The organism is Limnobaculum xujianqingii (assembly GCF_013394855.1).
Taxonomy (GTDB): Bacteria; Pseudomonadota; Gammaproteobacteria; order Enterobacterales; family Enterobacteriaceae; genus Limnobaculum; species Limnobaculum xujianqingii.
Genome location: NZ_JABMLK010000002.1, coordinates 1,611,805 through 1,623,767 on the forward strand (window position 1 = coordinate 1,611,805; position 11,963 = coordinate 1,623,767).

The 11,963-nt window shown below is 45.5% G+C and carries 11 protein-coding genes; all 11 read left to right on the forward strand.

All coding sequences use genetic code 11. From position 1 onward, the window contains the following. Positions 1-571: 571 nt before the first annotated feature. Genes GOL65_RS21415 through GOL65_RS21465 form a run of 11 tightly spaced genes read left to right on the forward strand, consistent with a single transcriptional unit; the run spans position 572 to position 11,675 of the window. Complete coding sequence (locus GOL65_RS21415) at positions 572-1,348, forward strand: type II secretion system protein N (protein WP_140920118.1); 777 nt, start codon at positions 572-574, stop codon at positions 1,346-1,348. 22 nt (positions 1,349-1,370) lie between these two features. Then, positions 1,371-3,395: a type II secretion system secretin GspD gene (gene gspD, locus GOL65_RS21420; protein WP_140920117.1), complete on the forward strand. Its 2,025-nt coding sequence runs from the start codon at positions 1,371-1,373 to the stop codon at positions 3,393-3,395. 19 nt (positions 3,396-3,414) lie between these two features. After that, entirely contained in the window at positions 3,415-4,899 is a 1,485-nt protein-coding gene (gene gspE, locus GOL65_RS21425; RefSeq protein ID WP_140920116.1) for a type II secretion system ATPase GspE, read from the forward strand. Then, positions 4,899-6,107: a type II secretion system inner membrane protein GspF gene (gene gspF / locus GOL65_RS21430; RefSeq protein WP_140920115.1), complete on the forward strand. Its 1,209-nt coding sequence runs from the start codon at positions 4,899-4,901 to the stop codon at positions 6,105-6,107. Before gspE ends, gspF begins: the two co-directional genes overlap by 1 nt. Before the next feature lie 7 nt (positions 6,108-6,114). Beyond that, positions 6,115-6,591 (forward strand): type II secretion system major pseudopilin GspG, encoded by a 477-nt coding sequence (gene gspG / locus GOL65_RS21435; RefSeq protein WP_130592700.1) that lies wholly within the window; start codon positions 6,115-6,117, stop codon positions 6,589-6,591. Then, positions 6,591-7,136 (forward strand): type II secretion system minor pseudopilin GspH, encoded by a 546-nt coding sequence (gspH, locus tag GOL65_RS21440; protein ID WP_140920114.1) that lies wholly within the window; start codon positions 6,591-6,593, stop codon positions 7,134-7,136. Before gspG ends, gspH begins: the two co-directional genes overlap by 1 nt. Beyond that, positions 7,117-7,494, forward strand: coding sequence for a type II secretion system minor pseudopilin GspI (gspI, locus tag GOL65_RS21445; RefSeq protein ID WP_140920113.1), 378 nt, complete (start codon positions 7,117-7,119; stop codon positions 7,492-7,494). Before gspH ends, gspI begins: the two co-directional genes overlap by 20 nt. Then, positions 7,491-8,210 carry a type II secretion system minor pseudopilin GspJ gene (gspJ, locus tag GOL65_RS21450; protein ID WP_140920112.1) on the forward strand — a complete coding sequence of 240 codons (720 nt, stop codon included), beginning with the start codon at positions 7,491-7,493 and terminating at the stop codon, positions 8,208-8,210. The genes gspI and gspJ overlap by 4 nt, the downstream gene beginning before the upstream one ends. After that, positions 8,207-9,217, forward strand: coding sequence for a type II secretion system minor pseudopilin GspK (gene gspK / locus GOL65_RS21455; protein WP_140920111.1), 1,011 nt, complete (start codon positions 8,207-8,209; stop codon positions 9,215-9,217). Before gspJ ends, gspK begins: the two co-directional genes overlap by 4 nt. Before the next feature lie 14 nt (positions 9,218-9,231). Continuing rightward, entirely contained in the window at positions 9,232-10,863 is a 1,632-nt protein-coding gene (gene gspL / locus GOL65_RS21460; protein ID WP_140920110.1) for a type II secretion system protein GspL, read from the forward strand. Next, positions 10,860-11,675, forward strand: a complete 816-nt coding sequence (locus tag GOL65_RS21465) for a prepilin peptidase (protein ID WP_179038525.1) — start codon at positions 10,860-10,862, stop codon at positions 11,673-11,675. The genes gspL and GOL65_RS21465 overlap by 4 nt, the downstream gene beginning before the upstream one ends. The last annotated feature ends 288 nt before the right edge of the window (positions 11,676-11,963 follow it).

Genomic DNA, 11,963 nt, shown 5'->3' on the forward strand with positions numbered 1-11,963 from the left:
ATAGTTCTGGTATTTGACCCTGTCAAGAAGGCACATTTTATTTTATGTTAAAAATGGATGTAAATAAGCTTAGTTGTTTCTGGCGCAAATCATAGAACAGAAAAATATGAAAGACTGATATTGGTAATTAAATGTAACGCTCCTCTTTATGATTGTTATGTATAAATAATATTTTCTCCTTGATCTGAAAGTTTGATATTTATGCGATTTGACATAAGAAAGTGTTAATCAAAATTGATTATGTTAATGAGAATGTTATTTTTTAGATGTTAATAATTATGTGGTTTACTTCATTGATTCGATTGTAATGACCTTTAGTAATATTTATAAAAAAAGTAATGCTAAAGTTTTATTTTTGTTTTTATCTATTCATTTTTTATTTTCTTAACTTATATGTACTTATAAAAAATAAGCGATATCCGTCTTTTTTAGGATAAGAAACCTGTGGATTTATTAACCAATTATAGGGAAAATATTCTCAATCCAATAAGTGTACGAATACGTTAACTATTTCCCGGCTATTCGGGTTGGTAGCTTATTGTTCCTATTTTATCCATAAGGTATTTGAATTATGCAGATTAATATCATTAATAAATACACTATTCCGGCACTGATTCTGGGGTTCTGTGGCCTTGGGGCGTTTCAGGCTTACCACACTTATGATAGTCATAAAAACTACACATTAAACAGCAATATCAAACACGCTGCACATAAAGTAAAAAAGGTGGAAGAAGCTATGCCAGTGACTCTGGCCTTGTTTAATGCACCACAAAAAGCTGCACCAGGTGCAGTCAAAAAGGCCCCTTTAGTACTGGATATCAGCGCTATTGTATATAGCAGTAAGCCTGGATTATCCATTGCTACTGTTAATCAGGGCGGAAAGCAGATCAGCTATCGTGAAGGTGAGAAACTACAGGGTTATGATGATGCCTGGATTGATTCAATTGAAAAAGACAGCATTCAGATTCGCGATAAAGGTGATATAGAAACCGTCCAATTAAAAAATCCTGATTATATTAAAGGTATTGATACCACTCGTATATTACCGGTAAAAGATACTAAATTAGTTGAGAATTATTTGGGCGATTATTTTATTTTGGGACCTGAATATAAATCATCAGATAAATTAGTAGGTTTAAAAATTACACCTAAATCTGCTTCTGATATTTTTAAAAAAGCGGGTCTTAACCCTGGGGATATAGTTGTAAAAATAAACTCTAATGATGTAACAGGAAATAAAGAAATAAAAACTGTTATTGACCAATGGGCTAAGTTAGATTCTGCAAACATTACGATTAAGCGCGGTGGCGAAGATAAAAACATTCATCTAGATTTACAAATACTGTGACCCTATATGAATTAAAACTAATATGAAAAGAAAAATCTGCGCTCGCTCAGTGCTCGCATTATTGTTTTTATATTCCGGGCATTTAATCGCGGCTGATTTCAGTGCTAATTTTAAAGATACTGATATCAGAGAATTTATTGATGTTGCCAGCAGAAATTTAAATAAAACAATTTTAGTTGATCCGGCAGTTCAGGGAAAAGTATCAGTAAGAACCTATGATCTTCTTACTGAAGAGCAATATTATCAGTTTTTTCTTAGCGTATTAGATTTATATGGTTTTTCGGCTATTCCGATGGATAACGGCATGATTAAAATTGTCCGTTCATCGACCGCGAAAACCGCAGGTGTACCTGTTGCAGATACTGCCAATCCGGGAAAGGGTGATGAAATTATTACCCGGGTTGTTCAAATGGAAAACGTACCCGTCAGGGATTTAGCTCCTTTATTACGCCAGCTTAATGATGCTTCCGGCGTGGGTAACGTAGTGAATTATGAACCGTCGAACGTTCTGTTACTGACGGGAAAAGCCTCTTCTATTAATCGCCTGGTGGATTTAGTTCACCGGGTTGATGCTTCAGGCGTACAGCAAAGAGAAACCATTCCTTTGCAATATGGTTCCGCCAAAGAAATTTCCGACATGCTCAATAATCTGAGCAATGAAGAACAGAAAGGCCAAAGTGCCCCACAGTTAACTGCAAAAGTGGTTGCCGATACGCGTACCAATACTTTGGTATTAAGTGGCTCATCTCAGGCGCGGGAGAAAACTCGTAACCTGATTAAAAAGCTGGATCGCAACGAAAACAGCCAGGGAAATACCCGAGTTTTTTATCTTAAATACGCGAATGCCGTTAAGATTGCCGCCGTGTTAACCGGTATTGGCGATAAAGTACAAGCGGATAAAGGGGGAGCCAAAGGGGCGGCCTCATTGTCCAGTAAAAACGATCTGAATATCACCGCCGATGAGCAAACGAACTCGCTGGTGATTACCGCACAGCCTGATGTGATGCAGTCATTGTCACAAGTGATTGCTAAGCTGGATATTCGCCGGGCGCAGGTACTGGTTGAAGCCATCATTGTTGAAGTTCAGGATGGCGCAGGTCTGAATCTGGGGGTGCAGTGGGCGACATCTCATGGTATTTCGCAATTTACCAATACGGGTATTCCTATTTTCACCGCGAAACGCGGTGAAGAACAATACGATATTGATGGTCGATTTACTGCCACCAATCCATTAACCGGGGTATTGGGAGGCTATAACGGATTAGCAACCGGCTTCTTTAATGGTGATTTCGGCGCTTTGTTAACTGCATTAGCTTCCGATAATAAGAGCGATATCTTATCAACGCCAAGCGTGGTTACGCTGGATAACCGTGAAGCTTCATTTAACGTAGGTCAGGATGTTCCGGTTCTGTCTGGTTCTCAATCTAATACCTCCGGGGATAACGTATTCAGTACGGTCGAACGTAAAACTGTAGGTACCAAACTGAAAGTGACTCCGCTGATCAACGATGACAACTCAGTTCAAATGAAAATTGAACAAGAGGTTTCCAGTGTTGATCCAACATCGGCTCAAAGTACTTTAGGGCCAACTTTTAACACCAGAACTATCAATAACGAAGTTTTGGTTCGCAGCGGCCAAACCGTTGTACTGGGTGGATTGGTTGAAGATTTTACTACCCAAACTGTATCTAAGGTTCCGCTATTGGGTGATATCCCTTTAATCGGCCAACTGTTCCGCAGTACTTCTAATACCAAAGCCAAAAGAAACCTGATGGTCTTTATTCGTCCTACGGTTATTCGTAGCGATGCTGACTATAACTACAGCTCAAAAGTGAAATACAACAAGAGCCGTGAAGATCAGCAGTATCGGATTGAAGAGAACAAGATAGGTATCATTCCGCCGATCGATCCGAAAGTCCTGCCTGAATATCCGGACCACTTGTCTCCAGGAACGTTAGGCGGCACGGGAACTGACGAAACAACTCAACCGATGGTGCCAGCAGCGACAACGCCAGCACCACGTGGACGTAATCCATTTCGCGACTAAATAGTAGAAGGCGGATGATATGGAAACTTCGAGCAAAGACTTCAGTTCCTATAGCTATGCCAAAGAGAATGGAATTCTGTTGGATCAAGGCGAAGTTTACCTGCGTGAAGATACGCCTTTACAGGCGTTACTGGAGATGCGGCGTATACAGGAACAGGCATTTACCCCCATTACGCTAACGGTTGAAGCGTTTGATGAACGTTTGTCGCGAGTCTGGCAGCAGGGGAGCGGCATGTCTCAGCAGATGGTCGATGATATGGATGGTGATATCGACTTAATGGCACTGACGGAAGAGATCCCGGATAGTGAAGATTTGCTGGATAGTGACGAAAATTCACCGGTTATTCGTCTGATCAACGCCATATTAAGTGAAGCGGTTAAAGAAGGTGCTTCGGATATTCATATCGAAACCTTTGAGCGTACTTTAAGTATTCGTTTTCGGGTGGATGGTTTGTTACATCCGGTTTTACAGCCAGCCAGAAAGTTAGCTCCGCTGTTGGTTTCCCGTATTAAAGTTATGGCCAAGCTGGATATTGCTGAAAAACGGCTGCCGCAGGATGGTCGTATCTCTCTGCGTATTGGTCGTAAAGCCATTGATGTTCGGGTATCGACCATTCCTTCACAATATGGTGAGCGTGTGGTTATGCGTTTATTGGATAAAAACAATATGCGTATGGACCTGGGACAACTGGGGCTGGCGGATGACGATCGGGAACACCTGGAAGGATTGATCGCTAAACCTCATGGTATTTTGTTAGTTACCGGGCCGACAGGTTCAGGCAAGAGTACCTCTCTGTATGCGGTGCTCTCTTCTCTCAACAGTTTTGAGCGCAATATCCTCACCGTAGAAGATCCTATCGAATATGAACTGGAAGGCGTTGGACAAACTCAGGTGAACCCCCGGGTTGAGATGACGTTTGCCCGTGGCCTGCGCGCTATTCTGCGTCAGGACCCTGATGTTGTCATGATCGGGGAAATTCGTGATAGCGAAACGGCGCAAATTGCGGTGCAGGCATCGTTAACCGGTCACCTGGTTATGTCCACACTTCACACCAACAGTGCATGCGGTGCCGTTACGCGTTTACGGGACATGGGACTGGAATCGTTTCTGATCGGATCTTCATTATTAGGGGTTATTGCACAACGTCTGGTGCGTCGGCTTTGTAAACATTGCCGCACTACTTCTGAACTCTCCGCAAGAGAAAAAGCGATGTATAGCTTTTTAGCTCAACCGCCGGAGGTGATTTACCGTGCCGTTGGCTGTGAGCATTGTCGTGACAGTGGCTATCAGGGGCGTGCCGGTATCCATGAGTTTCTGGTGATGAATACCGAATTACGTCGCGCCATTAACGATAATCTGGATGAAATGACACTGGACGATATATTACGCAAACATACCCGAAGCCTGCGGCAGAACGGATTATTAAAAGTTATCAGCGGTGAAACTTCAATTGAAGAAGTAATACGCGTCACTGCTGAACAAAACGAATCCGGAGAAGCATAATGGCACATTACGCATGGCGGGCAACATTGCCAAACGGCAAAACCCAAAAAGGCACTTTGCAGGCAGATACGCCAAAGCAGGCTCGCCAGCAACTGCGTGAGCAGGGAATGACGCCAATCAGCATCGAAGAGACTAAAGCTGAGTCGGGCGGTAAAAAGTCGTTTTTTTCGCGCAAGATTTCCAGTAATTCACTGGCGCTATTCACCCGTCAGTTATCAACGTTGACCAACGCTGCATTGCCATTAGAAAGCGCACTGAAAGTTATCGCTCGTCAGACAGAAGATGAGGTGATGGCAAGAGCCATTGACGATATTCATGACAAAGTGGTGGAGGGCTACTCCCTTTCTGATGCTTTAGGCAATTACCCTCAGGCATTCGACAATTTGTATCGCACGTTGGTGACAGCTGGGGAAAAAACCGGTCATCTGGGGGAAGTGCTCGACAAACTGGCTGATTACAACGATCAGCGCCAACAGATGAAAAGTAAACTGACTCAGGCGATGGTGTATCCCATCACGCTAACAGTGGTGGCGACGACGGTTATTTGTATTCTGCTGGTGGCGGTTGTACCGCAGGTTATTGAACAGTTTACCCATATGAAGCAGGAGCTACCGGTGACGACGCGGACGCTGATTGCCGTGAGTGACTTCTTACAGAACTACGGACTTTATATTTTAATCGCCATTATTGGCGCAGTGTTTGGATTCCGTACCTGGGTATCCAAAGGAAAAAACCGCCTGCGTTACCATAAATGGCTGGTGCGATCGGCGCCAATCAGCAAGCTGGTAAGGGCGATTAACAGCGCCCGCTATATTCGTACCCTCAGTATTTTACAAGCCAGTAGCGTTCCATTATTAGAAGCCATGAATATCTCGGTGGACGGGATAGAGAATCTTTATGCCAGAGAGGTACTCTCCGAAGCGGCCGACAAGGTTCGTCAGGGGGCAACGCTGAACTCTTCTCTGGAGCAAACGCAACTATTTCCTCCGATGATGCTGTATATGGTGGCATCGGGAGAACAGAGTGGTGAGCTGGGGCCGCTGATGGAGCGCGCTGCAGATACTCAGGATAAGGCCCTTCAGCATCGCATTACATTAACGTTAGCCGTTTTTGAACCCGCGTTGGTGATTACCATGGCGACTATTGTGCTGTTTATCGTCATGTCGATTTTACAACCGATTCTGCAACTTAATAACATGGTGAGTTGAACATATCATGAAAAATCAAATTGTTAATCAAGAGAGCGCACGGAGCCAGTCGGGTTTTACTCTGATGGAAATCATGGTGGTTATCGTTATTTTGGGCGTTTTAGCCAGTTTAGTCATCCCTAACCTGATGGGAAACAAAGAGCGTGCGGACCGACAAAAAGCGGTGAGTGATATCGTCGCGTTGGAAAATACCCTTGATATGTACAAGCTGGATAACGGACGTTATCCAACCTCTGAACAGGGCCTTAAAGCGCTGGTCACCAAGCCTGAGCTGCAGCCGGTGCCTAAAAATTATCGTTCAGATGGCTATATTCGTCGTCTGCCGACCGACCCGTGGAACAATGACTATTTAATTGTGAGCCCGGGAGAACATGGTCCAATTGATGTGTTCTCTGTTGGTCCGGATGGTGAGGCAAATACCGCCGATGATGTCACCAACTGGGATATGGATAAGAAAACTGAAGCTGAACCGGGACAAAAATAATGTCCAGCCATCGCTCCCGCGGTTTTACGCTACTTGAAGTCATGCTAACGCTGGTGATTTTTGCCATCAGCGCCACCATTGTGGTGATGACATTACCTTCAAAAAGCGGGCCGGGAGTGTTTGGCGAACAGTTTAAGACACTGGTGGATTACGGTTCAAGTAAGGCTGTTATGGAGGGAAGCATCGTGGGCCTGACGCTAACCTATCAGGAATATCAGTTGATGATTCTGAAAGGAAACGGCGAGGGGGCACAGGATAGCCTGCAATGGCAGCCCCTGGTGGCGGGGCGTATCACCACCAAAGGTGAGTTTCCGGAGGGTCTGCGCGTCACTATCGAGCCGCAGAAAATGGCACTGAGTTTAAACGATCCTCCACAAATTATTTTTTTACCGGACGGTGAGATTAGTTTATTCAGACTGACATTCGAGGGAGAGGACAGAAAAGATGTCTATTCTGTGGTCTCTCAAGGGGCATCGCCGGTTGAGGTGGTGAACGGCTACGGTAACGAAGCTAAAGAGGCAAAAGATGAGAAAGAAGCGCAATGAGCTAGGCATGACTCTGCTGGAAGTCATGGTGGCCATGGCTATTTTCTCTTGTGCAGCGTTAGCTCTGATGAATACCGTCACCGTCAGCAGTCACTACACACTACAGTTGGGCGAAACGTTACGCGCCAGTTGGGTGGCGGAAAACCAGATGGCGGAGGCGCGACTAACCCGCCGTACCTTTACCGATCAACCCAGCGGTAATGAAGAGATTGGGGGGCAAACCTGGTACTGGCAGGCGCGATTAGCGCAGATGCCGTCCGGTGTAAAAGTGAATGAAGTGATCGTCTTCCGTGAAGGTGAAGAAGAACATCCGCTGGTTACACTGCGTGATGCTTCACTGGCCGGAGATATAAAATGAACGCTTTAAAGCGCGTGCGCCAGCAAGGATTCACCATGATGGAGGTGATTATTGCGCTGGTGATCTTTGCCATGATCAGCATGATGGCCTGGCAAATATTAAACGGTTCCATGAGTAATTCAGCCGTATCGGACGCGCAATCGGCCCGGTTTAACCAGTTACAAATGACTTATAGCCGATTGGAACGTGATTTTTCGCAGGCGATGCCTCGCGCCCCGGTTGGCAGTAGTGCGGCGTTTCAATTACGAGACGGCATCTTGGTTCTGACCACTCAGGACAGCGTAGCCAGTCTGGGAAATCCGCAAAGTGCGGATCTGATACGGGTTTCATGGTGGCTGAAAGATAATCAGGTTTATCGTGGCATTGCCTCGGTACTGGATGGTGCCAGCCCTGCTGACTGGACCAGGATCCCAATGATCGATCGGGTAAAAAAGATGGATTGGCGCTTTTTTAATACCGACTGGCAACCCCAGTGGGAAGAAGCGGAAATGATACCCAAAGGTATCGAGCTGACGTTAACACTGGAAGACGATACGAAATGGCGTTGGGTGTTTATGACTCCTGGCAACTGGCCTAAGGGCGGCACTTCAAGCATTCAGGGGACTGATGAAAACGCTCCTAATGCGGGTGAGCAAAAACCGGATGCGGATAAGCCAGGAGAAACAGCAACGCCAGTGCAAGGCGACAGTTCACCGAATGCAGGAAGTGCTAAATGAATAGCGCATCCAAACGGCGTCAGCGAGGTGTTGCTCTGCTAGTGGTACTGATTCTGTTGGTATTAATGTCGGTGCTGGCTGCCCGTATTAGCCAACAGTTTACGAGAAACCTGCAGAAGATTCAGTTTCAACTGGGCCAGCAAACTTTACGTTGGAATTCTGATGCTGCAGTACAGCTGGCGATTAGCCGGTTGGGCGATGACTTAGCCGATGGAAAAAAGCCCAGCTCACTGGATCAGTCCTGGGCTCAGCCAATAAACGTAAAAACGGAAGATTACCAGTTAGACAGTCAGGTGTTTGATGCGCAAACCTGTTTTAACGTCAATAGCCTGCTGGCACCGGATAACAGTACGGTTTCCCCTCTGCCAGGAGAAAAGGCGATGACGCAAAAAGTGGTGGAATATCTGATGACCAGCGCGGGGATTAACCCGGCAACGGCTGAAACGCTATTTAACGAACTGACGGTGTATTTAGGCATCGATAGCGGCAGTGATAACAGTAAAGCCAGTTCGGCGGCGGAAGCTTTCAAAGCTCTGCAACCGCCAAGAGTACCGGCTAAGCAGATGATGTACTCCATCAGTGAACTGAAGCTATTGCCAGGGTTTCCGGTGGAGTCCTATACCAGATTGAGCAAATTGCTTTGTGCATTACCCAATACCAAAACCAAAGTGAATATTAATTCACTAACGGAGCAGCAGGCCCCACTGCTTTCAGGATTATTTTTAGGCGAGCTGACGGTTGATGATGCCAGCCAATTGATTAGCAAGCGACCTGATAGCGGATGGGAAACTATTGAAGCATTCAGAGATCAGTTGGAGAAGCAGTTCCCGGTGGAAGGTAAAGAAGCCTCTGCTGATAGTTATATGACGGTGAACAGTAATTTTTTCATCGTTTATACCACCGGGCGTACGGACAATCTGACTCTGCGATTTGTTGATAATTTGTACCTAGATGAAGAGACCAGAGAGGCCAGCCGCTGGTTACATCGATATCGAACTATTGAGTAGTAGGGATATTCATAATGAAACAGGCACTTTTTATCAGATTAGGTTCAACGCCGGATTCGCCCGTTTGGTGGTGCGCTCTGCAGGCTGGAGTGGCATCCACGCCCGAGCGTTTGGACGGCTGGGATCAATTATCTCAACTGCGGTCGCACCCGTTATCACATTATGTTTGCCTGTTACTTCCTACCAGCGATTTGATTTTCCGTCGTTTTAAGTTACCTAAAAAATGGGCTTTGCATCAAACCCCGCAGTTTACCTGGATAGCTGAAGACTCACTGATGGGTGAAATTGATGATTTGCACTGGACCGTTATGCGCCGTGCAGGGGGAGAACTGGATACCGTCGCGGTACGCAGCGTTAAATTACAGCAATGGTTAGATGCATGTAGCAATGCCGGGCTTAAAGTGATTCAGGCCCTACCTGATGCACTGCTGTTACCCGAAAATCCACAGGGGCATACTCTGGTTTCTCTGGAAGATCAGTGGTGGGTGCGTTATGACACCGGTGCCAGTGTGGTGGAAACCCCGTTGTTACCTGAATTGCTGGTTCGTTTACCTCAGGGAACAAGGCGCAGCTACGGTGATTTACCGGAAGGTATTACGACAGATGAAGCCAATCCGTGGCAGCATCCGTTACTGTTAATTCAGGAGCGCTGGCGGGCGGAACGGCTAAATGTACTACATGGCGTGTTTAGTCAGACTGATAACCGAGCTGAGATTTTAAAACGCTGGAAAAAACCTCTGATCTTTTCTGTAATTCTGGCTTTTTGCCTGAGTCTGTTTCCTCAGTTTGCCGTGTTGTGGAACGTTAAAGGTCGACAGAATGCTCTGGCTGAGGAAACCCGGCAGGTGTATCAACGTTATCTTCCCGGAGAGGTGCCGCCCAGCAACCTCAAATATCACTTTGAAAAGGGCATTAACAAAGCAAAAAGCGGATTTTTTACTCAATTAGAACAGCTGGATATGATGAAGCAAGCTTATCCGGATATTGAGGTTCGCTCAGTAAAATATGATGTCAAGACCGGGGCATTGACGCTGGATGTCAGCTCAATGGAAAAAGACCGGATCTCCGCGTTTGTTACACAAACTCAGCCGATTTTTGGCTTCACTTTACAGCCGGGCTCGACAAATCCGCCATACACCGGCGTTCTGATTGGGGGGAGATGTTGCAAAATGAAAGAGAAGCTAATCGCCTATTTTAACGCCAGAGCGCCGCGGGAACGGGTGTTAATGGTTTTGGGGCTGATAACCCTGCTGTGGGGACTGTTGTTTTACGGTTTGTGGATCCCTTTACAGAATGCAGTTCAGGATGGCTGGCAGGCAATTTCCCGCTCTCAGGACACCATTACCTGGATGCAGGAACAGGCAGAAGATCGGGATTTGCCTACCTATCAACTGATTGCTACCGATCCTAAACAGGCAATAGAGCAGAGTGCGGCTCAGGCAAAAGTCACGTTGCCACAGATGCAAATGGCAGCTAACAGTGCCGATATTATCATTGATAGTTTGCCTTTTTCGTCGCTAAAAAGCTGGCTGACAACGTTAAACAATACATCAGGGATTCGAATTGAAAACATCACTATGGCTCCGGCAGGCAATGCGGGAGAGGTGAAAGTTCAGTTGAAACTGGCCTGGGGACCAGGAGGATGAGTTCAACAGAACAGCTATTTTTTCTGCTGCGAGAGGAGCATTTATGGCTGTTTTGTCTGCTAAGTGCGGTGTTGGGCGCCATTGTTGGTAGCTTTTTAGGCGTGGTGATAGAGCGTTTACCCTTGATGATTAATCACCGACAAGGGGAACCGGAACTGAGTCTGGCGTTTCCTCGCTCTCACTGTTCACAATGCCAGCACGTATTGTACTGGTGGGAGAATGTTCCCATCGTTAGCTGGCTGGTATTACGTGGGCGTTGTAGTCAGTGCCAGACTGCTATACCTGTCCGATTATTATGGATAGAGGTGACAACAGCATTGCTGTTTTGCCTGATGGCAATATTAATGCCATCACCGGAGAGGCTACTATCAGCATGGATACTGATCGGTTTTTTACTGGCGCTTAGTCTGATTGACTGGTGGCATATGTTACTGCCGGATGCATTAACACAACCGCTGCTTTGGTTGGGATTGTTAATTAATGCCTGTAGTGGTGTGATTAAATTATCTGATGCCGTTTATGGTGCCGTTGCAGGTTATCTGTGCTTATGGTTGCTCTATTGGTTGTTTCGGGGGCTGACGGGAAAAGAGGGGCTGGGCTATGGTGATTTTAAGCTACTGGCTGCATTAGGGGCATGGTTAGGATGGCAAGTGCTACCTTCTTTATGCCTTATTGCCGGATTGTCAGGCATCGTCATCGGTGGCTGGCAAGCCTGGCGCGCAGGTAAGCAAACGCCATTACCTTTTGGCCCGTATTTAAGTATTTCCGGAGCAATAATATTTATATTTTATAATTCACATATATATCTTTAGTTTAATGAAAGTGATGATTTTATTTTTTTATTTTCAGGAATAATTAATTATTCGTTGCTATGGTTTTAAGACTGGTAAAATTATTTCATTATTAATGAATAAGTATTAGGAAAGTATTATTTTAAATAATTAATAGAGTTATATCTGATAGTTGAGTTTCACTATTCTTGCATGAGGATCTGTGCTTATGTCTAATTAGGTGCTTTGCTAGAATATGGCATTGTTTTTTCTTCAGATTATTTCTGAGATGAATTTGTGTTTTTCATGTAGCTGAAAGATAAATGTTTT

Excerpts from the sequence above, each read along its gene's own strand:
- GOL65_RS21415 (WP_140920118.1), top strand. The coding sequence starts at position 572 with ATGCAGATTAATATCATTAATAAATACACTATTCCGGCACTGATTCTG.
- gspD (WP_140920117.1), top strand. The coding sequence starts at position 1,371 with ATGAAAAGAAAAATCTGCGCTCGCTCAGTGCTCGCATTATTGTTTTTA.
- gspE (WP_140920116.1), top strand. The coding sequence starts at position 3,415 with ATGGAAACTTCGAGCAAAGACTTCAGTTCCTATAGCTATGCCAAAGAG.
- gspF (WP_140920115.1), top strand. The coding sequence starts at position 4,899 with ATGGCACATTACGCATGGCGGGCAACATTGCCAAACGGCAAAACCCAA.
- gspG (WP_130592700.1), top strand. The coding sequence starts at position 6,115 with ATGAAAAATCAAATTGTTAATCAAGAGAGCGCACGGAGCCAGTCGGGT.
- gspH (WP_140920114.1), top strand. The coding sequence starts at position 6,591 with ATGTCCAGCCATCGCTCCCGCGGTTTTACGCTACTTGAAGTCATGCTA.
- gspI (WP_140920113.1), top strand. The coding sequence starts at position 7,117 with ATGAGAAAGAAGCGCAATGAGCTAGGCATGACTCTGCTGGAAGTCATG.
- gspJ (WP_140920112.1), top strand. The coding sequence starts at position 7,491 with ATGAACGCTTTAAAGCGCGTGCGCCAGCAAGGATTCACCATGATGGAG.
- gspK (WP_140920111.1), top strand. The coding sequence starts at position 8,207 with ATGAATAGCGCATCCAAACGGCGTCAGCGAGGTGTTGCTCTGCTAGTG.
- gspL (WP_140920110.1), top strand. The coding sequence starts at position 9,232 with ATGAAACAGGCACTTTTTATCAGATTAGGTTCAACGCCGGATTCGCCC.
- GOL65_RS21465 (WP_179038525.1), top strand. The coding sequence starts at position 10,860 with ATGAGTTCAACAGAACAGCTATTTTTTCTGCTGCGAGAGGAGCATTTA.